The organism is Skermania sp. ID1734, from assembly GCF_007489285.1.
Taxonomy (GTDB): domain Bacteria; phylum Actinomycetota; class Actinomycetes; order Mycobacteriales; family Mycobacteriaceae; genus ID1734.
The window spans coordinates 170,358-192,406 of the sequence record NZ_VLIY01000009.1 but is presented as its reverse complement, the minus strand read 5'-3'; the positions used below and the strand labels follow the sequence as shown (position 1 = coordinate 192,406).

General features: G+C 64.9%; 22 protein-coding genes. 7 read left to right on the top strand and 15 right to left on the bottom strand.

Features of this window, described 5'->3' with window-relative positions; translation table 11 throughout:
• The first annotated feature begins 28 nt into the window (after positions 1-28).
• Positions 29-631: a class I SAM-dependent methyltransferase gene (locus FOS14_RS13390; protein ID WP_143771269.1), complete on the top strand. Its 603-nt coding sequence runs from the start codon at positions 29-31 to the stop codon at positions 629-631.
• Here the strand turns inward: FOS14_RS13390 and FOS14_RS13385 are convergent.
• Complete coding sequence (locus FOS14_RS13385; RefSeq protein WP_143771268.1) at positions 626-1,873, bottom strand: AI-2E family transporter; 1,248 nt, start codon at positions 1,871-1,873, stop codon at positions 626-628. The two genes, FOS14_RS13390 and FOS14_RS13385, sit on opposite strands and share 6 nt — an antisense overlap.
• Before the next feature lie 110 nt (positions 1,874-1,983).
• On the opposite strand from FOS14_RS13385, the gene FOS14_RS13380 reads away from it, so the two are divergent.
• Positions 1,984-2,580 carry a TetR/AcrR family transcriptional regulator gene (locus FOS14_RS13380; RefSeq protein ID WP_143771267.1) on the top strand — a complete coding sequence of 199 codons (597 nt, stop codon included), beginning with the start codon at positions 1,984-1,986 and terminating at the stop codon, positions 2,578-2,580.
• 83 nt (positions 2,581-2,663) lie between these two features.
• Here FOS14_RS13380 and FOS14_RS13375 read toward each other — a convergent pair whose 3' ends face one another.
• Positions 2,664-3,539, bottom strand: coding sequence for a MaoC/PaaZ C-terminal domain-containing protein (locus FOS14_RS13375; protein WP_143771266.1), 876 nt, complete (start codon positions 3,537-3,539; stop codon positions 2,664-2,666).
• A complete protein-coding gene (locus FOS14_RS13370) occupies positions 3,539-4,885 on the bottom strand; it encodes a 3-oxoacyl-ACP reductase (RefSeq protein WP_143771265.1) in 1,347 nt (448 codons plus the stop codon). The genes FOS14_RS13375 and FOS14_RS13370 overlap by 1 nt, the downstream gene beginning before the upstream one ends.
• Positions 4,886-5,008: 123 nt before the next feature.
• Between FOS14_RS13370 and FOS14_RS13365 the strand changes: the two genes are divergently transcribed.
• Both FOS14_RS13365 and FOS14_RS13360 read left to right on the top strand, forming a co-directional pair.
• Positions 5,009-6,301 (top strand): acetyl-CoA C-acetyltransferase, encoded by a 1,293-nt coding sequence (locus FOS14_RS13365; protein WP_143771264.1) that lies wholly within the window; start codon positions 5,009-5,011, stop codon positions 6,299-6,301.
• Positions 6,302-6,691: 390 nt separating this feature from the next.
• Positions 6,692-7,645: a triacylglycerol lipase gene (locus FOS14_RS13360; protein ID WP_255450314.1), complete on the top strand. Its 954-nt coding sequence runs from the start codon at positions 6,692-6,694 to the stop codon at positions 7,643-7,645.
• On the opposite strand, the gene FOS14_RS13355 is transcribed toward FOS14_RS13360, so the two are convergent.
• The 3 genes from FOS14_RS13355 to FOS14_RS13345 all read right to left on the bottom strand — a co-directional run bounded on the left by FOS14_RS13355 (position 7,638) and on the right by FOS14_RS13345 (position 10,727).
• The gene (locus FOS14_RS13355; protein ID WP_143771311.1) at positions 7,638-8,021 is read right to left on the bottom strand and encodes a DUF5073 family protein; all 384 of its coding nucleotides are present in this window, start codon (positions 8,019-8,021) and stop codon (positions 7,638-7,640) included. The genes FOS14_RS13360 and FOS14_RS13355 overlap by 8 nt on opposite strands.
• The gene (locus tag FOS14_RS13350) at positions 8,021-8,818 is read right to left on the bottom strand and encodes a heavy metal-binding domain-containing protein (RefSeq protein ID WP_143771263.1); all 798 of its coding nucleotides are present in this window, start codon (positions 8,816-8,818) and stop codon (positions 8,021-8,023) included. Before FOS14_RS13350 ends, FOS14_RS13355 begins: the two co-directional genes overlap by 1 nt.
• A gap of 76 nt (positions 8,819-8,894) precedes the next feature.
• Entirely contained in the window at positions 8,895-10,727 is a 1,833-nt protein-coding gene (locus FOS14_RS13345; RefSeq protein WP_143771262.1) for an acyl-CoA dehydrogenase, read from the bottom strand.
• A 339-nt stretch (positions 10,728-11,066) separates the two neighbouring features.
• On the opposite strand from FOS14_RS13345, the gene FOS14_RS13340 reads away from it, so the two are divergent.
• Positions 11,067-11,696 carry an alpha/beta family hydrolase gene (locus FOS14_RS13340; protein WP_221936708.1) on the top strand — a complete coding sequence of 210 codons (630 nt, stop codon included), beginning with the start codon at positions 11,067-11,069 and terminating at the stop codon, positions 11,694-11,696.
• Positions 11,697-11,715: 19 nt separating this feature from the next.
• Here the strand turns inward: FOS14_RS13340 and FOS14_RS13335 are convergent, their stop codons facing one another.
• The gene (locus FOS14_RS13335; RefSeq protein WP_143771261.1) at positions 11,716-12,804 is read right to left on the bottom strand and encodes a DUF4185 domain-containing protein; all 1,089 of its coding nucleotides are present in this window, start codon (positions 12,802-12,804) and stop codon (positions 11,716-11,718) included.
• Between the two features lie 223 nt (positions 12,805-13,027).
• The gene (locus tag FOS14_RS13330) at positions 13,028-13,615 is read right to left on the bottom strand and encodes a DUF2249 domain-containing protein (RefSeq protein WP_143771260.1); all 588 of its coding nucleotides are present in this window, start codon (positions 13,613-13,615) and stop codon (positions 13,028-13,030) included.
• A gap of 66 nt (positions 13,616-13,681) precedes the next feature.
• Between FOS14_RS13330 and FOS14_RS13325 the strand changes: the two genes are divergently transcribed.
• Positions 13,682-14,143, top strand: coding sequence for a hypothetical protein (locus tag FOS14_RS13325; protein WP_143771259.1), 462 nt, complete (start codon positions 13,682-13,684; stop codon positions 14,141-14,143).
• 3 nt (positions 14,144-14,146) lie between these two features.
• Here the strand turns inward: FOS14_RS13325 and FOS14_RS13320 are convergent, their stop codons facing one another.
• Genes FOS14_RS13320 through FOS14_RS13310 form a run of 3 tightly spaced genes read right to left on the bottom strand, consistent with a single transcriptional unit; the run spans position 14,147 to position 16,415 of the window.
• Positions 14,147-15,313, bottom strand: coding sequence for an FAD-dependent monooxygenase (locus FOS14_RS13320; protein ID WP_143771258.1), 1,167 nt, complete (start codon positions 15,311-15,313; stop codon positions 14,147-14,149).
• A complete protein-coding gene (locus FOS14_RS13315; RefSeq protein ID WP_143771257.1) occupies positions 15,310-15,948 on the bottom strand; it encodes a TetR/AcrR family transcriptional regulator in 639 nt (212 codons plus the stop codon). Before FOS14_RS13315 ends, FOS14_RS13320 begins: the two co-directional genes overlap by 4 nt.
• A gap of 11 nt (positions 15,949-15,959) precedes the next feature.
• On the bottom strand, positions 15,960-16,415 hold the full coding sequence (locus FOS14_RS13310; protein WP_143771256.1) for a hypothetical protein: 456 nt from the start codon (positions 16,413-16,415) through the stop codon (positions 15,960-15,962).
• A gap of 288 nt (positions 16,416-16,703) precedes the next feature.
• On the opposite strand from FOS14_RS13310, the gene FOS14_RS24990 reads away from it, so the two are divergent.
• Positions 16,704-16,934: a DUF732 domain-containing protein gene (locus tag FOS14_RS24990; RefSeq protein WP_221936707.1), complete on the top strand. Its 231-nt coding sequence runs from the start codon at positions 16,704-16,706 to the stop codon at positions 16,932-16,934.
• Positions 16,935-17,218: 284 nt separating this feature from the next.
• Here FOS14_RS24990 and FOS14_RS13295 read toward each other — a convergent pair whose 3' ends face one another.
• The 4 genes from FOS14_RS13295 to FOS14_RS13280 form a co-directional block, all read right to left on the bottom strand.
• Positions 17,219-17,776: a hypothetical protein gene (locus FOS14_RS13295; protein WP_143771253.1), complete on the bottom strand. Its 558-nt coding sequence runs from the start codon at positions 17,774-17,776 to the stop codon at positions 17,219-17,221.
• Positions 17,777-17,885: 109 nt separating this feature from the next.
• On the bottom strand, positions 17,886-19,562 hold the full coding sequence (locus FOS14_RS13290) for an FAD-dependent oxidoreductase (RefSeq protein WP_143771252.1): 1,677 nt from the start codon (positions 19,560-19,562) through the stop codon (positions 17,886-17,888).
• 82 nt (positions 19,563-19,644) lie between these two features.
• Entirely contained in the window at positions 19,645-20,658 is a 1,014-nt protein-coding gene (locus tag FOS14_RS13285; protein WP_370512228.1) for a diiron oxygenase, read from the bottom strand.
• 180 nt (positions 20,659-20,838) lie between these two features.
• Positions 20,839-21,981, bottom strand: a complete 1,143-nt coding sequence (locus FOS14_RS13280) for an acyl-CoA dehydrogenase family protein (protein WP_143771251.1) — start codon at positions 21,979-21,981, stop codon at positions 20,839-20,841.
• Positions 21,982-22,049: the final 68 nt, after the last annotated feature.

Genomic DNA, 22,049 nt, shown 5'->3' with positions numbered 1-22,049 from the left:
GCCTGGACTCGCCGCGAATAATCGAGCCATGGCAGACATCGAATCAGCTCAGCGCTTCCTCGACTCCTACGCGGCCACTCCACCGTGGGACATCGGTCGTCCGCAACCCGCTCTGCAGGCGGTGTCCGACCAATTCACGGGCCGCGTCCTCGACGTCGGCTGCGGCACCGGCGAGCATGCACTCTTGGCGGCCTCGCTCGGGCTCGACGCGACGGGGATCGACGCGGCCCCCACCGCAATCGAACGCGCCAAGAAGAAAGCGGGCGAACGCGACCTCAGCGCCCGGTTCATCGTCGGAAACGCCCTAGAACTCGGTTCACTCGACGAGCAATTCGACACAATCGTCGACTCCGGGCTGTTCCACGTGTTCTCCGACGACGAGCGGGCACGCTACGTTGCCAGCCTCGCCGCTGCTCTCGCGCCCGGCGGCAGGTATTTCATGTTGTGCTTCAGCGACAGCCAACCGGGCGATTGGGGTCCACGCCGGGTGACTGAGACCGAGATTCGGGGCAGCTTCGCCGACGGGTGGCGGGTCGATGACATTACCGCGACCCAGTTGGAAATCAATGAGGACCCGGAAGTCCCGGCCGGGCCTGTCGATGCCTGGCGGGTGGCCGCGACGCGGCTATGAGGGTTCCCGCTTCGAACGGTCGAGGCGGGGCAGGAGCGTCTGCTCGGCGAGTAGCAAGAGGGCGGCCGCGATCGGAATGGCCAGCAGCGCCCCGATGATGCCGAGCAGGACGCCACCGATCAGCACCGCCACGACGGTGGCCACGGCGGGGATGTGCACCGTGCGCCCGATGATCTTGGGCACCAGCACGTAGTCCTCGACCAGGCGCATGATGATGAAGAACCCAACCGTTGCGATGCTCACCGGAATTGAAACCGTCAGCGCCACCAGCGCGATGATCAACCCGGCCACCGTCGACCCGATCACCGGAATCAGATCGAGGACGGCGACCATGACCGCCAGCAACAGTGGGTACGGCATGCCGAACGCCATCAGCCAGATGTAGGTGGCGATCGCCGTGATCAACGAAATCAACAGGTTTCCCAGCACGTAGCCGCCCACCTTGGCAAAGATTTCGTCGCCGATCAGGATTGCCCGTGGGCGCCGGGCGGCGGGGAACAGCCGGTACAGCGCCGCCCGCAGACGAGGGAAATTGGCGGAGAAATAAATGGTCAGCACGATTCCGATCACCAGATTGGCCACGTCGCTGAAGATCCGCTGACCGACGCCGATGACGCCACCTGGCAGCCCACCGCCGAATCCATGCCGGAGCTTGTCCTCCAGATGAAACCGATCGCTGAGATTCTTCAGCCAGCTGTTGTGTTGCAAAAGACTCTGCAGCCGATCGGGACCGTGTTGAATCAACTCGCTGGCCTGGTCGATGAGCGGCGGAATTGCCGCGGCCAGGAAGCCGCCGACCGCGGCCAGGAAGATCAGGTAGACCAAACAGATTGCCGCCCAGCGCGGTACGTGGTGTTTGACCAGCCAGGAGACCGCCGGCTCGATCCCCGCGGCGACGAAGAAGGAGACCAGCACCAGTATCAGTACCTGGCGGGCGCTGATGATGATCTGCACCAGCCCGTACGTGACGGCAACCCCTGCTGCGGCGGACATTCCGATGACGAACGGCGACCGGCGGTTGAATCTGGGACCGGGACGGCCTAGCGGATGCTCCGCCGAACTCAGTCGGGCGGCCTCGGCTTCGGCCGCGACGATCTCGGCTGGTTCGTCCCGCGGGTGTGGCTGGCCGACGAGGTCGCGGTGCGCTTCTGCGGCGGCGGTGTCGTCAAACCCGTCGTCGCGCTTGGGGTCCTCGGATGCGCCGCCGCGCGTGGGGTCGTAGTCGTCTCGCGCCGTCGCCATGGCACCTTAGAGGTAGCCATAGTGGCAGGTACGCAAACCGCGCGCCGAAGCGACTGCCGCAGAACTTACCGTGGAGTAAGATAGCGGCGTCCGATCGAGGAGGCGCACCGATGACCAGGGGAACCAAACGGTTACCACGCGCGGTGCGTGAGCAGCAGATGCTCGACGCCGCGGTCGAGGTCTTCTCGGCCAACGGGTTTCACGAAACCTCGATGGATGCTATCGCAACGGCCGCGCAGATCTCCAAACCGATGCTGTATTTGTACTACGGCTCCAAGGACGAGCTGTTCAGCGCGTGTATTCAGCGCGAGGGAATGCGCTTTGCCAAGGCCGTCGCCCCGGCCGGCGACCCATCGCTGACTCCCCGCGAGCAGGTGCGCGTCGCACTGCTCGAGTTTCTCAATTACGTTGACAGCCATCGACAGTCATGGACCGTGCTCTACCGCCAGGCGGTCGGGCAGCAACCGTTCGCGAAGCTGATCCAGACCAACCGCGACCGGTTGGTGGATTTGACGGCCGGCCTGCTCGAATCGAGCACGAAGACCCCCGAGCCGGGCACCAACTTCCGCATCATGGCCGTGGCGCTGATCGGCGCGGGGGAGGCAGTCGCCGACCGAATCGCCGACGGCGAGATCGACGTACACGAGGCCGCCGAGTTGCTCGAGCGGCTGGCGTGGCGCGGTCTGGCCGGCAAGAAGAAGGACTGAGCGGGTGGCCGCTGTGCGCGACTGAGCGGCTCGCCGCTGTGCGCGACTGAGCGGCTCGCCGCTGCGACCACCCGCTCGGCCGTTCAGCTCAGCGTCGCCGTCAGGTGCGGGTAGCCCTTCTTCGGGTGCCGCAGCGCCAGGTCCCAGCCGTTGGCGGTCTGGTCCGCGTACACGTTCACCGTCGACGGAATGAAGACCGGCTTGCCGAACTTCACCTTGTAGGTGACAGCGTCGGGGATCCGGCCCTCGAGCACCTGCAGCGTTGCCGCTGCCGTGTACATGCCGTGCGCAATCGTCCTAGGGAACCCGAAAGCCTTGGCACCCAACGACGAAATGTGGATCGGGTTGCGGTCACCGGACACGGCAGCGTACTTGTCGATAGTCTTCTGATCGATGCGCAGCGTCCGCATCGGCGGTGGCGGAACCTCCTCCGGCTTCTTCTCCGGCTTGGGCCCACCCGACAGCGAGGTCTTCTGCTGGTGCAGGAAGGTCGTCACCTGTCGCCACACCAACTCCCGCCCGACGCTCACCTCGCTGACGGCATCCACCAGCAGACCCTTGGGGTGCTCGCGGAGGTTCTCCGTGTGCGCGACGACGTCGAGCGGTTCGCTCACCGAAATCGGCCGCTTCTGCTCGATGACGTTCTCCGCGTGCACAGCCCCGACCGCCGCGAACGGAAAGTCCCGGGCGACCACGAGCTGCATCACGGCCGGAAACACCAACGTGAACGGATAGGTGATCGGCAGGGAGTCCGAAAACCGCAGCCCGCAGGTCTTGGTGTAGGCGGCGAGGTTGTCCGGATCCACCCGGAGACCCTTGAGTTCGACACTGCGATTGGGCAGTTCGGAGCCCCGCGACGACAATCCCGGCAGCGGGATGGCGCCGAGGGCGGCCTTGAGGTAGAGGTCGCGCGTCTTGGGTTGCCCCTCGAGCTTGATGACTTCCTTCTGTGGGCTCATCAGGCTCCGATCAAGCTCTGGCCGCACACCCGGATGACCTGACCGGTAACGGCGTTGGACGCCGGGCTAGCGAAGTAGGCGATGGTCTCGGCCACGTCGACGGTCTGACCGCCCTGCAGCAGGGAGCTCATCCGGCGGCCGGCCTCGCGGGTCGCGAACGGAATGGCCGCGGTCATTGCAGTCTCGATGAAGCCCGGCGCCACCGCGTTCACAGTGATGTTCTTCTCGGCCAGCTTCGGCGCCTCGGCCTGCACCATGCCGATGACACCGGCCTTCGAGGTGCCGTAGTTCGTCTGGCCGCGGTTACCGGCAATGCCCGCGATAGAGGAAACGTCGATGACCCGCCCACCGTCCTTGAGCGCGCCCTTTTCCACCAGGGCCTCGGTAATGCGGTGCGGGGCAAGCAGGTTCACGCCGATCACGGCATTCCAGCGTCCGGCGTCCATGTTGGCCAGCGTCTTGTCCCGGGTGATGCCGGCGTTGTGCACGATGATGTCCGCGCCGCCGTGCCGGGAGAGCAGGTGCTCGGCGAGCTTGTCGGCCGCGTCGGGCGCGGTGACGTCCAGGGCCAGCGAGGTGCCGCCGACCTTGTTCGCCGTCTCCGACAGCGCCTCACCGGCGGCCGGGATGTCGGCGCAGATCACGTGCGCGCCATCGCGGGAGAGCACCTCGGCGATCGTGGCGCCAATACCGCGCGCGGCACCGGTCACGACGGCGACCTTGCCCTCGAGCGGACGGGTCCAGTCCGGCCTGGCGGCGGCGTCGTCCGCACCCACCCGGAAAACCTGGCCGTCGACGAACGCCGACTTGGCCGACAGCAGGAATCGCAGGGTCGACTCGGCACCGGTTGCTCCGGCGGCGGCGTCGGGCGATACGTATACGAGGTTGCCGGTCGAGCCGTTCTTGATCTCCTTGGCGACGCTGCGGGTGAAGCCCTCGAGTGCGCGCTGCGCGATCTGCGCGTCGACACTGCCCGCTTCCTCCGGCGTGGTGCCGACCACGACAACGCGCGCGCTCGACGCCAGGTTGCGAATCACCGGCTGGAAGAACTCGAACAGTGCGACGAGCTCGTCGGGAGCGGCGATGCCGGTCGCGTCGAAGACGAGTGCACCGAATTTCTGGTCATTGGCGTCGGCAAAGGTGTAGTCCGACAGCATTTCCCGGATCGGTTCCACGAGCCGGCCGTTACCGCCCAGCAGTACCGGGCCGGCCAGCGGCGGCTCACCCGGGGCGTAGCGGCGCAGCTTCGCCGGCTGCGGCAAACCGATCTGCTTGGCGATGAACTGCCCCGCCGAGCTGGACAGGAACGACGAGTACGGGTCCGGAGCTCCCTTACTGGATGCCACTATGTCTACCTTCTCGATCGATGTAACGGGTCACACCCAAAACTAGTGGTGCGGTGTCGACAATGAACTTACTCCGGAGTAAGTTTGTTGTCGAGCAGACCCATCGGATCTTTGGAGACTTCAGTGACGAGCAAAACGCGTCAAACCCGCCCGGTCGCCGTACTTGGTGGCAACCGCATTCCGTTCGCGCGGTCCGACAAGGCCTACGCGCATGCCTCGAACCAGGATATGTTCACGGCCGCTCTCGAGGGCCTGATCAGCCGGTTCAGCCTGCAGGGCGAGCAAATGGGCTTGGTAGTCGGCGGCGCCGTGCTCAAGCACAGCCGCGACTTCAACCTGATCCGCGAGTGCGTGCTCGGCAGCTCGCTGAGCCCCTACACGCCGGCCTTCGACATCCAGCAGGCGTGCGGCACCGGCTTGCAGTCGATCATCGCGGTCGGTGACGCCATCGCGCAGGGCCGCATCGACGCCGGCATCGGCGGTGGCGTGGACACCACCTCGGACGCCCCGATCGGCGTCGGCGACGAGTTGCGGGAATTCCTGCTGTCGCTGAACCGGGCCAAGACGACGGGCGACCGGATCAAGCTGCTCGGTAATGTCCGGCCGTCGATGCTCGGACTCGAGATCCCGCGCAACGGCGAGCCCCGCACCGGTCTGTCCATGGGCGAACACGCCGCCATCACCACCAAGGAATTCGGCATCCGTCGCGAGGACCAGGACGAGCTCGCCGCGGCCAGCCACCGCAACATGGCCGCCGCCTATGACCGTGGCTTCTTCGACGACTTGGTCACCCCGTTCCTGGGCCTGACGCGCGACGACAACCTGCGTCCAGACTCGTCGGCGGAGAAGTTGGCCAAGCTCAAGCCGGTCTTCGGTGTGAAGCTCGGCGACGCCACCATGACGGCCGGTAACTCGACCCCGCTCACCGACGGCGCGTCCGTCGCGCTGCTGTCGACCGATGAGTGGGCACAGGAGCGCAACCTTCCGGTGCTGGCCTACCTGATCGACTCCGAGACCGCCGCGGTCGACTACGTGCACGGTCACGACGGCCTGCTCATGGCGCCGACCTACGCGGTTCCGCGACTGCTGGCCCGCAACGGACTTACGTTGGCCGACTTCGACTTCTACGAGATTCACGAGGCATTCGCCTCGGTCGTGCTGGCGACCTTGCAGGCCTGGGAGAGCGACGCCTACTGCAAGGAGCGTCTGGGTCTCGACGGCGCGCTCGGCTCGATCGACCGGTCCAAGCTGAACGTCAACGGGTCGTCGCTGGCGGCCGGTCACCCGTTCGCCGCGACCGGCGCTCGCATCATCGCTTCGGCGGCGAAGATGTTGGCCGAGAAGGGCTCCGGCCGTGCGCTGGTGTCCATCTGCGCCGCCGGCGGGCAGGGTGTGACAGCGATCCTGGAGCGGTAGTTTCGAGACGTTGAACGGGTGGTTGTCGAGGCACTCATCGAGTGCGTCTCGGAAACCACCCGTTCGCCGTTTAGGGACAGGGGACGCTACTTCTCCAGGTGTACCGTCGATATCCGTCGAACAACCGACGCCAGGCTCAGCGCATCGAACTTCCGACCGCGCGCTCTGCGCCGGCTCCAGCCAAAAGATCCCTCAGCCAGCACATGTAACGCAACCTGACGCATCCCGATGTAAGGGGTGGCCCTGTGCTGCTGCCTGACCCCCGACCCGGCAGCCGCACGGGGCCTTTCAGGTGACCAGCCCACCATTGGGATGGCTCAGCATTGTGGTTCGAGCAAACTTTGAGCCAATCTGCCGCTAATCGGGCCACGGTAGTCTAGCTTCGCTGGCGTGCGCATCAAGTTCCGGCTGCTCGCCATCGCCGCAACAGTGTTCAGCCTCGGTATCGGCGCCGGTCCTGCCGCGCATGCCGACGTGACGATGGGACCCCTGCCGGTGCAGTTCGATCTGGGTGCCGGCATCCGTGCCATGCTGTTTCCCGAGACGCCGCCACCGGGCGCCAACGACCCGACGTGCAAACTCACTCCGCAGCATCCGCGGCCCGTGGTGCTGATCAACTCGTCCCTGTTCACGCAGGCGTCGGCCTACCAGGCCGGCGCCCCGTTCCTGCGGGACAACGGATATTGCGTCTTCACGTTCAACTTCGGCAACCCGGCCTGGATCTCCGAAATACCGATCCAGGCAGTCGGCGACATTCGTCAAGCGGGCCAGGTTCTTTCGGCCGAGGTCGATAGGGTGCTAGCGCAAACGGGCGCCAAGCAGGTCGACCTTGTCGGGCACTCGCAGGGCGGCGGAATTCTGCCGGAGTACTACCTCAACGTGCTCGGCGGTGCCGCCAAGGTGCACAGCCTCGTCGGTATCTCGCCGAGCAACCACGGCACCACGCTCAGCGAAATGGTCTACGCACGCAGCCTACTGCCGCCGATCGGGCGTGCACTGTACGACTTCCTCGGCATGGCCGCCCCCGGGCTCACCCAGCAGGCCGTCGGATCGGACCTGGTTGCGCAGACGTACGGCCAGGGCGACACCCGCCCGGAAGTCACCTACACGACCATCGTTTCCAAATACGACGAGGTGGTGACCCCGTTCGACCATCAGTTCCTGAGCGGTCCGAATGTCACCAATATCCTTTTGCAGAACGGCTGCCCCATCGACTACTCGGAGCACGCGTCGACGCTTTACAGCGAGCGGGCCTGGCGCTATGTGCTCGATGCGCTCGACCCGGCCCATCCGACGCCAGTGCCGTGCATGGAAGTCGACCCGTTCTTCCCGAACGTCAGGTAATCGGACCGGCTTCCAGTACTTCCAAAGCCGCCGATATCTGCGCAGCCGCCTCGGCACCGTACTGATGACTCACCGCGGCGAGGGCACGCGCGAGGTGCGGGCCCACCTCGCCCGCGGCCAGCACCTGCTCCGCAAGCACAATCCCATGTACCACGTGCGCGGCCCGCACCCGACGGTCATCGGTCACCTCGTACCGCCAGTCGGCCAGTTGGAGCCGCTCCGGTTCAGTCCCGAGCCAGCGCCGCCGCGCGGGCGTCCGCACGGCGCCCGGCACGACGGCGAACAGACCCAAAACACCGGCCGGCCCGACTGCGCCCTGAATCGCGGAACCAATCACCGCCGCGGCATGGTCTTGATCGAAACTGTCGGCAAGCATCACTGATCGACCATCGGCAGCGTGAATTGCGGACGGATCGGCTCACCCTCGCCGATGCGGCGAATCGCGGTGCCCGCCGCGTAGAACTCCACGGTGTGGAAGCCCCACACGTAGTTCTGCAACTCGAAGCTCACACCCGTGACGCCATTGGCGCCGTCGCGCTCCGCCTCCGCTTGCATTCGCCCCATCGCCAATTCGCGGGCCTGGTAGTTGCCCTGCGTCCACTGCGGCATCTCCACGTTGTTGCCGATTTGGCGCAGTGTTTGCATGAAACCCTGTGCGGCCACGTGAAATACGCAGTTGCCCATGACGAACGCCACCGGCACATAACCGGTCCGCATGAGGGTGACCATGTCCTGACCGGACAGATGGCTGCTGAAGGCCTGCCCGTTCGGGCGGCGGTACGCACCCGGAGAGGGCGCGTACCGAACTGCCGTGCCTACCGCCATGAACTCCAGGTGTTCGGCCGAACCATGCTCGCGCCAGGCGAGTCGAACCCCGACGACCCCGTCGGCTCCGAGACTGTCGGCCTCGGCCTGCATCCGCGACATGGCGTTCCAGCGGGCCCGATAGGTGGCCTCGGTGAGCACGGTCAATTCGGTCTGCTGCCGGATGCCGCTGGTCTGGTAGCCGACGTGGTAAACGGAAACGCCCATGACCAGGTCGATCGGTTCGAAACCGGCCCCGTGTAGGAGCGCGAACTCGTTGACCGAGAGATCCGAGGTGAATATCCGCCCGGCGTGGGAAAGCCGCTCACTCGCGGTGGGATCGAGTTGACCTCCGGTATTCGGCTGCACGATCGCATCCTTTCCACGAAAGCCAACGAACCCGAACCATCCCGCAGGATAGTCCGGGTTCGTTGGAATCGGTGAATCAGAATGCTGCTTCGTCGAGCTCCATGATGTCGTTGTCGATGTTCGACAGAATGGCGCGGGTGGCGGTCAGCTCCGGCAGGACGTTACGGGCGAAGAACTGCGCGACCGCGACCTTGCCCTCGTAGAAGGCCTGGTCTTTGTCAGCACCCTGGTCCAGCGCCTCGAGCGCAACCTCGGCCTGGCGCAGCAGCTGCCAACCGATGAGCAGGTCACCGACGGCCAGCAGGAAGCGCACCGAACCCAGGCCGACCTTGTACAGCTCGCTCGGCGTCTGCTGGGCGCCCATCAGGTGGCCGGTCAGGGTGGCGGCCATGGCCTGAACGTCCTCGAGCGCGGTAGCCAACAGCGCGCGCTCGCCCTTGAGGCGACCGTTGCCCGCCTCGCTGTCCAGGAATTTCTGGATCTGGCCGGCCACGTGAGCGAGTGCCACGCCGCGGTCGCGGGCGATCTTGCGGAAGAAGAAGTCCTGCGCCTGGATGGCCGTGGTGCCCTCGTACAGCGAGTCGATCTTGGCGTCACGGATGTACTGCTCGACCGGGTAGTCCTGCAAGAAGCCGGAACCACCGAAGGTCTGCAAGGAATCAGTCAGGTACTGGTAGGCCCGTTCCGAGCCGACGCCCTTGACGATCGGCAGCAACAGGTCGTTGACGCGGAATGCCACGTCCTTGTCCGCGCCCGAGACCTTCTCCGCGATGTCCGCGTTCTGGTGCGCGGCGGTGTAGAGGTAAACCGCGCGCAGGCCCTCGGCGTACGCCTTCTGCATCATCAGGCTGCGGCGCACGTCCGGGTGGTGGGTGATGGTGACGCGCGGGGCGGCCTTGTCCGTCATCTGGGTCAGGTCAGCACCCTGCACGCGCTCCTTGGCGTAGGACAAGGCGTTGAGGTAACCGGTGGACAGGGTGGCGATGGCCTTGGTGCCGACCATCATGCGAGCGTGCTCGATGACGTCGAACATCTGCGCGATGCCGTTGTGCACCTCGCCGACCAGCCAGCCCTGCGCGGGAACGCCGTGGCCACCAAAGGTGACCTCACAGGTGGCCGAGACCTTCAGGCCCATCTTGTGCTCGACGTTGGTCACGAAAACGCCGTTGCGCTCGCCGAGCTCGCCGGTCTCTTTGTCGAAGTGGAACTTCGGCACGAAGAACAGGCTCAGGCCCTTGGTGCCCGGGCCAGCGCCCTCGGGACGGGCCAGCACCAGGTGGAAGATGTTCTCGAACATGTCGTCGGAGTCGGCCGACGTGATGAAGCGCTTGACGCCCTCGATGTGCCAGGAGCCGTCCTCCTGCTTGATGGCCTTGGTGCGGCCGGCGCCAACGTCCGAGCCGGCATCCGGCTCGGTCAGCACCATGGTGGCGCCCCAGTTGCGCTCGACGGCGATCTCGGCCCACTTCTTCTGCTCGTCGGTCGCGTTGTTGAAGAAGATGTTGGCGAAGCCCGGGCCGGCGGCGTACATGAACGCGGCGGGCTGCGCACCCAGGATCAGTTCGGCAATGGCCCAGTAGATCGGGCGGGGCATGTTCATGCCACCGAGCTCTTCGGCGATGCCCAGCTTGTCCCAGCCGCCGTCCTGCAGAGCACGGAAGGCCTTCTTGAAGGACTCGGGGATGGAGACGGTGTGCGTCTCGGGATCGAAGACGGGCGGGTTGCGGTCCGCGTCGGCGAACGGCTCGGCCAACGGGCCCTCGGCCAGCCGGCGAACTTCGTTCAGCATTTCGCGAACGGTGTCGGTGTCAAGATCGCCGTACGCGCCCGAGTCGAGGGTGTCGTTCAGTCCCAGCACCTCGAAGAGGTTGAACTCGAGGTCGCGGACGTTGCTCTTGTAGTGGCCCATCTTCATCTCTCCATTGAGTGAGTGTTGTGGTGCGGTCCGGCGATGTCCGGTCCCGCCCAGGTGTTACCGCCGGTAGAGAGGTCACCTACTACTGACGGGTAACTTAACGCCGATGTTACTAGTCGGTACAGGCGCGTCCAAGGCATGTCCGGCGAACTGTGACGTACTCCACATTCGGTCAACTGGAGTGCCCTACAATGCATTTCGCGCAGAATCATGAGGATTCCATCATGTTTGCCCAGGCTGACAGCTGTGGTGTTTCACAGCGGGGAAACGCTAGTTGAAGGTCGAAGTTCCTGCGCTGCTTGTTGATTCGTCGGGCATCGAGAGGGGTGGTCTGTGCAGCCGGGACGGCCAACCACGCGCGACCTTGTCATCGCCACATCTGCCGGCGATGCCGAAGTCGCCTATGACGCGCGCACGCACACCCGTTTCTTGCTGATCTTGACCCATGGCGCCGGTGGCGGCGTCGACGCGCCGGACCTGTTGGCAGCCCGCCGCGTGGCGCTCGAGCTGGGCGGGTCAGTGGCGCGAGTGCTGCAGCCCTACCGGGTCGCCGGTGGCCGCGCGCCCGGGTCGGCGACCAGGCAAGACGCCGCCTGGGTGGAGATTGTCACTGCGCTGCGCCGTCGGGCCCGCGGCGTGCCGATCATTCAGGGCGGCCGCAGCAACGGCGCTCGAGTGGCGTGTCGCACCGCCCTCGACGTGCGCGCAACAGGCGTCGTCGCGTTGGCGTTTCCGTTGCATCCACCCGGAAAACCCCAGCTGAACAGGGCCGACGAGCTGCGCGCGACAGGGGTGGAGGTGGTCGTCCTCAACGGCGACCGAGACCCGTTCGGCATTCCCGAGGCCGCCGACGCCGCCGAGGTTCATGTTCTGCGCGGCCAGACGCATGCACTCAAGTCAGCAGCCGCAGAGATTGCGGCCGTGCTTACGCCGTGGCTACTGCGCTGGAGCGGTCAAGCCTGATTCGGCAGCAGGGCTCGGATCAGCGCAGGCTCGTGCGCATCAACACCACGTTGTACTCGGAGTGAATCGTCGTGACGAAGTACAGGTCCGACCCGGTCTGGTACGGGAAGATCGATGGCGCATATGCCGTCGGCAACTCGCGAGTGTCGATCAACGTGCGTGGCGGGCTCCACGGTCCCTGCGGGGCAGGCGACGTCCGCATCACCACCGAGTTGAACGGGTCCGTGGTGAGCATCACGTACTGCCCCAGGAAGTCGTTGTACTGCACCGACAACTCGCCGACCCCGCCGACGATCGGCGCCGCCGCGTTGACGTCGCCCTTCTTCCACTGCTTGCCGTCCCAATACTCGTACGCGTCCTTGTTCGCGATCTGCGCCTGCGGAACCCGCGCGACGAAACCCGGATTGTTGCGTCCGGACGGCGTGCCGTATTCGTAGACGTAATTAGCGTCCTTGACAAAGGCGTTCATCTGGAAGTTGTGGTCGCCCGCCACGTTCGCGCGACGGGTCTGGGGCAACTCGGCCCAGTTTTCGCCGTTGTCCCCCGAGGCGACAAGACTGGAGAAGTTCGTGGTCCAGTGCCCATCGCTGTCCCAACTCTTCACCGACATCATGCTCATGAACTGGACGCCGCCGACCGAGACGCCGGCCGTGGGAATGCGGCTGATCTCGATGAACGGGATCTTCGGGCTCGGCACAAGCTCCTTCGCTTGACCGAACGGATCACGCACCACACTGTCGTACACGATCCCGTCAGCTGGGTTGTGCGTGTGACTGCGCAGCAGAATGTTGGACTTCCAGGCCCAGATGCTGCCCGCGAGCAGGTTCGGAAAGCCGATGCCCGCAGAGTCGCCGAACGCCGTCATCAGCTCGCCGTTGCCGTTGTCCCACATGATGCCAAGGTCGGTGCCGAGAACGTTGTAGCGCTGGGTAGCGTTCGGGCTCGCCAACCCGGTCACCTGGTAGATCGCCTGCGTGGGCCCAGTGAGGTGCGGCAGGCCGTTGGTGCCGTTCAGCACGGGGAGCGGATTGATCGCGTTGGGATCTGCGCCCGCGGGAGCCGTCACCACGAGCATCGCGGCGGTCGCCCCGGCGAGGGCGGTCAGCATGAGGGATCCGAAACGTTTCACCTTCGCCTGCCCAATTCATTCACAGCTGAGCGAGCACTCAGCAATCGGCGCCAGCGGGGCGTGACAAACACCGTCACCCCGACCGGCCTCAAGCCAGCAACAAAGCTACGGCATCCTAACAAGATCGACGCGATGAGGACACGTCTTAGGGATTCCGGAGCCGCCTCGTCCAGGTCACGCTCGCTACGCGTGCGCGTGCCGGTTAGCGGGAGAATGGCTCAAGCGTCAACGCTTTCCGACGCTGATGAACGGTGAGGTAGCGAAGGCCATTTTGGCCCGCGACGAATGCCCGCTGCGACCGGCGCGGCAGCCAGACCAGTGCGCCCGGGGTCAGGTTGACTGCGCCGGACTCGGTCTCCAAGACTCCGGATCCTTCCAGCACGTGCACGAGAACGTCCAGGTCAGGCCCGTGATGCGCCTCGATCCGGGCGCCTGCGGCGAGCCGGATGATGTTGGAGTCGAGGTCGCGCTGGCGCATCGACAATGTCCACACCGCGCCGGTCGCGTCGGGGTCGGCAGGAGCGGCCGACGTGTCCGCCACGATGCGCGGCAGGGCGGTCGACGCGCTCTTGCCGATCCGGACTCGCCACACCCGCGGACCGTCCTCGACCACGTCCCACTCATAACCGCCGGGATGCTCGACGTCGAACTCGTCCTTCAGATGACGCGGGTAATGGTTGTTCACCAGGATGAACGACTCGCCCACGGCAAGCCCATCGAAACGGGCGAAGATCGCCGGGTGCTTGTCTGGCTTCCGCAGTTCTCGTACGTCGAGCTCAACCGCCGTCATCGACGAGTTCCTTCCTGTGCGCAACGCTGCGAATAAATACGACAGCTCATTGTATAAACTCGCCGCATGCACACGACTGAGCAGGTTCGATTCATGGACTCCGCGTCCGTACCGTTCGCAGCCGTGGGCTCGCTCGCGATCATTGCGGGCGGTCTGGTCGCCGCGGCCACCGCGCACGCACCGACCGAGCACGGCACGTGGGCGGCCGCCTATCTCGTGCTCGTCGTTGGCGTCTGCCAGCTGGCCATCAGCGCGGCTCTCGCGCTGCTGGTTCCCGATCTGCCGATTCGCGGCGTCGCGACGGCGGCGCTGGTGATGTTCAATGCCGCCAACGCCGGCGTGGTTGTCGGCACCACCACGTCATGGAACTGGCTGCTCGCCGCCGGTTCGGTGTTGCTGCTTGCCGCCCTTGCCGCCTTGGCGTTCAGCGTGCGCGGCGCTAATCGTGGGTGGCCACTACATGCGTACTACGCGGTGATCGTGGTACTCGCCGTGTCGGTCCCGATCGGGCTCATCCTGCAGCACTGAGGATCAGCGCAGTTGCCTCCGGAAAGCATCAGCCCCGGCAACACCGGCCAAGTGCGCGAGAAACGGTCGCTGCGGGGTCAACGCCACGCCTCGATGCACGAGCGCGCCGAGCGGGGGAGGCACGTTCAGCAAGCGGCCGGCCATGGCCGACTCGGCGACGATGCGCCGGACCCGCCGGTGCCGGGTCTTGCTGTACACGGCGAAAGCGACTGGCAGGTCGATGCAGTCCTCGACGCAGCGCGCCAGGACACAGGCGTCTTCTACCGATTGGCAGCCACCCTGGCCCAGATGCGGACGCATCGCATGTGCCGCGTCGCCGATGAGCACGACGCGGCCCTCGGCCAGGCGGCGCGGCATGCTGCGGTCGACGATGTCATGACGCATCACATCGGTGGGAGAGGTGGTCGCCAACACATCGGTGATGGGATCGTGCCAGTTCACGAAAGCCCGTCGTAGCCAAGTCAAATCGCCGTCGGCACCCGGAGCACCACCCGCCGGGGCCGCCAGCGTGGCAAACCAGTAGGTGCGTCCGTCGACCAGCGGGATGAAGCCGAATTCTGCACGGTCGCCGAGGGTTTCGTGCGCTTCGCGCCCATCGGTCGACATTTCGGACAGGCCTCGCCATGCCGTGTAGCCCGCGTATCGCTCGGTGGTTTGGGGTTGCATTCGGCGCAGCACTGCGGATCGATAACCGTCCGCGCCGACGAGCGCGGCAGCGGCGAAAGCGGTTCCGTCGCTGAGTTCTACGCTGACGCCGTCGCGACCGGCGCGATATCCGGTGACGGCTACGTCGAACTGAACAACGTCGTCGGGCACCCGTTTGGCCAGCAATTCGATCAGCCGCACACGATGCACGGTGCGTAACGGTTCACCTAACGCGTTCGCAAAGTCGTCCGGCGACACGCTGCGCAAAAAGGAGCCATCGGGTGCGCGCAGGCCACCGGCGCTGATGGCCGTGCCGAGCCCGCGGACGTCATCGCCCAATCCAAGGTAGTCGAGCGCTGCCAATGCATTTGGCCACAGGCTGATGCCGGCGCCGGTCTCGCCGTAGCCCGGCCGCTCCTCGAAGATCTTCACCTGTCGGCCTTGGCGAATAAGGGCGCCGGCCAAGAGCAAACCGGCAATACCGGCGCCCGCGATGGCGATGGTCTCCGATCGGGAATCGGTCATTGCGCGGAACCGTCGCGCCGCCGGATCGGCACCAGCATCATCAGATGTTCGCGGGCGAACCGGCGAGCCTGCTGTTCGTCATCGACGGGGATCAACCCGTCCGGGGTCAACACCAGTGAAAGGGCCAGGCGGGCAGCAATTTCCGCGGATTCGTCGGCGTTGAAATCCGCGAGCTGTCCGGTGGCCTGCAGCCGTCGATAGATCTGCGCGATGTAGGCGCGACCGACACTCAGCAGCGGTCCGGCCCCAGTGGTGAGATAGGGCAGCACCGATTCCGGCTCCGTGATGAGCAGTCGGCGGATGAGCTGATTGCCGCTGAGTTGGCCCATGGTCACCACAAATAATTCGGTGAGCTGGTCCTCGGCCGGCGCCGCAGAATCCACCCGCGCGTCCACGGCAGCAATGAGCCGCTGCGCCTCCCGCATGCCGACGGCCTGCACGACCGCGGCTTTACTGGGAAACCGGCGATACAGGGTGGCCGGGCTGAGGTTGGCCCGCTTGGCGATCTCGCCCATGCTCGCGCGCTTGATGCCGAATTCCAGGAATGCCTCGAGCGCACCGTCCAGAATCGCGGGATCGGCATCGGGAGCCTGGGCGCCGAGCAACTGCTCGACCAGGCCGGGGTCAACAGCCATCGGCAACCTCACTAGGAGACCGCATCCTTGAGCGATGCGATCCACGCATCGGGATCGTGGACGTACCAGACAGCCGAGTCGTCGCCGTCGGCCGTCAGTACCCATACTCGCAGCAACGGCCTATCCAACGCCTTGGTCGTATGCGGACTCACCAACTCCACTCGACGGATGTCGCTGAGCGGGAACCGCAGTGCCGGGCCGGCGACGGTCGGCTTGAACCACAAAACATGCTTGCTGAGCACCAAGGCGCCGTTGCCGTCGAACTTCGAATCGTCGCTCTCATCAGAGGCCAGGCCGAAGAAATAGGCCCGCGAATCCTGTTGCAGCACATCGCTGGGGTCGAACGTGAAGGAAATCGCCTCGGTTGCGGCCGCGCGGCGCCGGTGCAGTATGCGCCAGTAGGTCAGTGCCAGGAAGCTGGTCGCCACCAGCAGGAAGACGACGATCACCAGAACGGCAAGTTCCACAGACGTTAGGCTACCTGCGAATTTTGCCCTGAAGTTTGCGATTGTCCTCGCCGTGCGAGTATGGGTTGCGTGGCTGTGCATCGTCGTATGAAGCTGACCTGCCTCGCCGCCGCCGTAGCGGTCGGCACTGTCCTGGGCGCGAGCGGATGCTCAGGGGATACCAACGCGCCCGCGACATCGACCGCAAGCAGTAGCAGCGCGACTTCGTCTGCGTCCGCGTCGGTCAGTACGCCCGCGTCAGCGCTGCAGACAACCTCGGCTGCCGCCCAACCGCTGCCGGAGCAGCAAATGACTCCTGAAGCGGACTTCCTGCACGCACTGCCGGACGCCGGGATACCGGTGCGCGACAAAGAATCTGTTTTCGGCACCGGCCAGCGCATCTGCGAAGCACTGGCATCCGGCAAGTCGACCGACGAAGCCGCGGCGCTCGGTGTCTCGGAACAGCAGTGGTCGCAGGATCAGGCTCGCAAGGCGGTTTCCATTGCGGCACAAACAATGTGCCGGGATGGCGGAAACTAGTGCCGGTCCCTCTTGTGAATCCGATTCAGCCGGAGAACACTGAGTAACGGCAGGGGGAAATCTCGCCACCTTCGCTAGTCGAGGATTGCTCTCATGAGTCGGAAAATCGCCACCACACTCGCAGCGGTAGCCGTCACTTGCAGCATCGGAGCACTCGCTGCACCCACCGCGTCAGCCGCGACCACAAACGCGCCGGGTCGCACAGATGCGGTCGGCTCCGTTGCGTTGTGCCTGAACATCCCGCTGTGGCCGTCGTCGTTGTCGGTCTCGGTCTGTATCTGAGTTCAGCTATACGGTGACCCGTACGCTACGGCTCGAGCCGCAGCTGGTTGAGGCACGCTGCCCGTCCCGCCGCCGTACAGCAACTCGGTGATTATACGTTTGCCGTCTTCCACGAGTTGGCCCTCGCTAGTGCCGGCCGACGCCACGATTTGGCCGGCGCCATGATTGCGGAAGACGAAGCCGATGTTGTTTGCCGTGAAGAATTTGTATGCGGCAATGGCGCTAAACGGGATGAAAAGCAACACCGCAATGGGCGTCATGGCCACCGCCGCATACAGGGAACCGAACGCCAATAGGACATACAGTGCGCCGGAACTGAGTTTGCTGCCGGACAAGACCTTCCCCGAGTTGAACTCGCTGATCGCCGACAGCGGCGCCGTCTGTTCCACGTACCCGTGCGGGATTATGCCGAAGATCGTGTGCGGCGACCGCACAACCGCCCGCCGATCGGTGACGACGACGGCGTGTGACAAGTGCTTGAGGATGAGGTGCGGGTGAAACTCGGCCGCGAAACGCACGTTCTCTCCGGGCATGATCGCGACATTTTGCAATTCGGGCATCGAACCTCTTCTCCAGCGGTCATGTTTGCCCACGCGCAATGGGCAGCGGGGACCATCGTCTGGAAGGTCGGGTCCGAAGGTCAATCATTCACTCGAATGACTCCGCGAATCAGCCGCGCAGGAAAGGTATCCCGACCTTGCGTCGGGACCGTCGGGCCACGTCCACGGCGACTGGCCGGTCCACGATCTTGTCACGCACCCGCTGCCGCTCGACGCCTCGACGGAGCTCCTCGGCGTCGATCGCCAGCCAGCCCGCGCGATCGATCACCTCGGGCTGGCGACGCTGCACGAGCTTCTTCAGGTCGGATTGCGCCTTGGCCGGAGCCTCTAGTTCGCCGCTGTTGAAATCTGCGATGAGGTGCTCGATGGTTTCGTGCGCGCAGCTCTTGTTGGTCCCGATGAACCCGGTGGGCCCTCGTTTGATCCAACCGGCGACATATACGCCCGGACGTTGCGCTACCCGACCACCGTCGTTGGGCACCGTCCCGGACGCCTCGTCGAACGGAAGGTCGAGCACGGGAACCCCGTGATAGCCGATCGAGGTCAGCACCAGGCCGGCTTCGATGTTGTCCGTATCGGTGCCGTACTCGACCGATCCCTCGGAGGCGAAGCTGCCGCGTGCGAACTCGATCGACTCGACCCGCTCGTCGCCATGGATTGCCAGCGGTGAGCGCAGGTAGCGGAACACGATGCGGCGCCGCCCCGGCTTTGCCGCTGCGGCGTCATCGAGCTCGTCGAGAATCGCCAGCTTCTGGCTGACCGCGTGGCCACGCTCCGAACTGGCAGCCGTACGCGGGTCGAGGATTTCCTCGCTGCGATCCACCAGCACATCGAAGTCGTCGTTGGCAACCAGGCCGCTCAGCTCGGGAACCGTGAAGGCCGACTGCGCCGATCCGCGGCGACCGACAATCACCACTTCTTCGACCTTGCTGGCGCGCAGAACCGCCAGGGCTTCGTCCGAGATGTCGGTGCCGGCCAACCGTTCGGGATCGCTGACCAGGATCCGCGCGACGTCCAAGGCCACGTTGCCGTTTCCGACGATCACCACCCGCTTGTGCGACAGATCGAACTTCCGGTGTGCGTGGTCGGGGTGGCCGTTGTACCAGCCCACGAAGTCGGTAGCGGACGCCACGCCGGGCAGGTCCGCGCCCGGAATGTTCAGCCGCCGGTCCGACGCCGCACCGACCGCATAGACGACGGCGTGGTGGTGAGCCAGCAACTCGTCCAGCGAAACATCCTTGCCCACTTCGACATTGAGGAAGAACTCGAAGCCAGACTCGTGGGTGATCATGTCGTAGAGCTTGGTCACCTGCTTGGTTTTTTGGTGATCCGGCGCCACGCCCGAACGCACCAGCCCGTAGGGCACCGGAAGCCGCTCGAAGACGTTGACCTGTGCGCGCGGCTGCTTGAGCACCTCATCGGCGGCGTACATCGCCGCCGGGCCAGAGCCGACCACCGCGACCCGCAACGGTCCGCTGTCGGTGCGCGCTGCGGTGCTCTCCACCATCGGCGCCAGCAGCGGGTGCTTGCGCGGCTTCTTGTAGAAGTCGGCGTTGATGCTCAGGTACGTGAGCTGGCGTTCCTCGAGCTTGCCGTGCGGGACGATCGCCTCCACCGGGCACGCGGTGACGCAGGCGCCGCAGTCGACGCAGGTGTCCGGGTCGATGTGCAGCATTTCCGCGGTGAGAAAGTCCGGCTCGTCCGGTGTCGGGTGAATGCAGTTGACCGGACACGCATAGACGCAGGACGCGTCGCTGCAGCACGACTGAGTGACAACGTGGGGCATGGGGAAGGGCTCCTTAACGACTCTGTGCGTGATTTTTCACCGTGGGCGGTGAAAAATCACGCACAGAGGTTTTGGGGTTTGGTCAGCTCGCCAGCGCGATCGGCTCGCGCTCCGGCTCGCTACGGAAGCGCGACGGACGACCGTCGATCTTGAGCACCTTCCATACCAGCTTCGAGACGGGGTTCATCAGGCCCAGCTCCTCGGCCAGCATCCGCACGTCGCCGAAGTAGCCCGCGAGCGTCTTCTTCGAGTCCTCGGAGTCCCAGAACAGGTCCTTACGGACCGAATCGGGGATGTCGAACTCCTCGAAGAACTCCCGCGGCGGGATCACGATGACGTCGCACAGAATGCGCATAGTGATCGGGTAGACGATCGAGAGCAGCGCCTTGCCGATCGGGCCGTTCTCCGGAACGTGCTGGCGCAGGAACTCGTGCGCGAACGAGATGTGGCGCGCCTCTTCGGCAACGTGGATACGCATGACGCCCTTGATGATCGGGTGGTAGTCGGCGTCGCTGCGCAGGTAGCTCTTCTGAATGTGGTCGATCGGCTCTTCACCGGCGAGCACGCCCATGAAGAAGATCGACGGGAACGGCGTGGCAGCCAGGCCCAGGAAGGGCGCTACCTTGCGCATGATCGGTCCGAAGCCGGGCACGTTTGCGCCGATGCGGTTGACCGCCTCCTGGAACATCAGGGTGTGGTTGCACTCCTCGATGACCTCATGGGTGGCGTAGCGGAACTCCGCGGAGTTGTTGGGCAGCTTGGACAGGTAGTCCATGAAGCCGCGGATGAGCACCTGCTCGAACAGCAGGCCTACCTTGGCGACGTTGGCCTGGCGGTACATGCCGATGGCGATCTGCTTCTCCTCCGGCTGCGCCTTGTACCAGGGGTGGCGGCCCAGCGGGTCGATCTCCGGGAGGATCCAGCGCCGGTCGTTCTCGACAACCTGGAACTCAGGGGCGTCCCAGTCGATATCGCGGTACGGGCTGAAGCTGCGGTGCATCGAGCCCTCGGCAAGCCGGGTGAGCATTTCGTCGTAGGTCTCGCCCGCGTAAGCGGTCAGCGGTTGGATGTCCGCGCTCTTTTCCATCGTCGTCATGACGCTGTCCTCTCCGACTGCGACAACATTGTCTGTGTTGGACAATAACATCAAAATTGTCCAATGGAAGACCCTTGCTGTTACTCGCAGTACCCAATATCGGTAAGCCTGCCCACCACCGGGCAAGAATGTGGCGGCGGTCACATAGGCCGCCGCCCCACTCAGCCCCGAATGCCCAGGTCACAGAGTTCTAGCGATGATTTCCTTCATGATCTCGTTGGTGCCGGCGTAGATCTTCTGGACCCGCTGATCGGCCCACATCCGGGCAATCGGGTACTCAGTCATGTAGCCGTAGCCACCGAAAAGCTGCAGACATTCGTCGGCCACCACCATTGCCCGCTCGGTGGTCCACCACTTGGCCATAGCGACAGTGGGGATGTCGAGCTCACCGCGAATGTGCCGGACGATGCAGTCGTCGACGAAGACCCGGCCGATCTTGGCGTCGGTGGCCACCTCGGCGAGTTTGAACTTGGTGTTCTGGAAGGCGAACACCGGTTTGCCGAAGGCCTGGCGCTCCTTGGTGTAGCGGAGGGTGTGCTCGAGGGCCACCTCCATCCCCGCAACCGAGCCGACCGCGATGATCAGTCGTTCCTGCGGGAGTTGCTGCATGAGCTGGATGAAGCCGAGGCCCTCCTGCGTGCCGAGCAGGTTCGACACCGGCACGCGCACGTCTTCGAAGAACAATTCGGAGGTGTCCTGGCCCTTCTGGCCGATCTTGTCCAGTACCCGGCCGCGCCGGAAGCCTTCCCGGTCCGCCTCGACCAGCACCAACGAGATGCCGTTGGCGCCCTGGCTCGAGTCCGTCTTGACGACCGTGATGATGAGGTCCGCCTGGCCGCCATTGGTGATGAAGGTCTTCGAGCCGTTGATCACGTACTCATCGCCTTGCCGGACGGCCTTGGTCTTGACGTTTTGCAGGTCCGAACCGGTGCCGGGCTCGGTCATGGCGATCGCGCAGACGACCTCACCGGAGGCCATCTTCGGCAACCACTTCTGCTTCTGCTCCTCGCTGCCGTAACCGAGCAGGTAGTGCGCCGCGATGACGCTGTGCACGGCGTTACCCCAGGACGAGTCGCCGATGCGGGCCTGCTCCTCCATGAGCACGGCCTCGTGGGCGAAGGTGCCGCCACCGCCGCCGTATTCCTCGGGAATTGACAAGCACAGCAGGCCGAGCTCGCCGGCCTTGTTCCACAGGTCGCGATCGACGTGGTGCTGTTCGATGTACTTGTCGATGTTGGGCTTGAGTTCTTTCTCGAAGAACGCGCGCGCAAGATCGCGCAGCGCATCGAGATCTTCGTCCAACCATGCAGACCGGTACGTCATCGAGGGTGTTCCTTACAGGTAGGAGCAGCCGCAGACGGCGGCTATTCAAGTTAACCGCAACAGTCTGT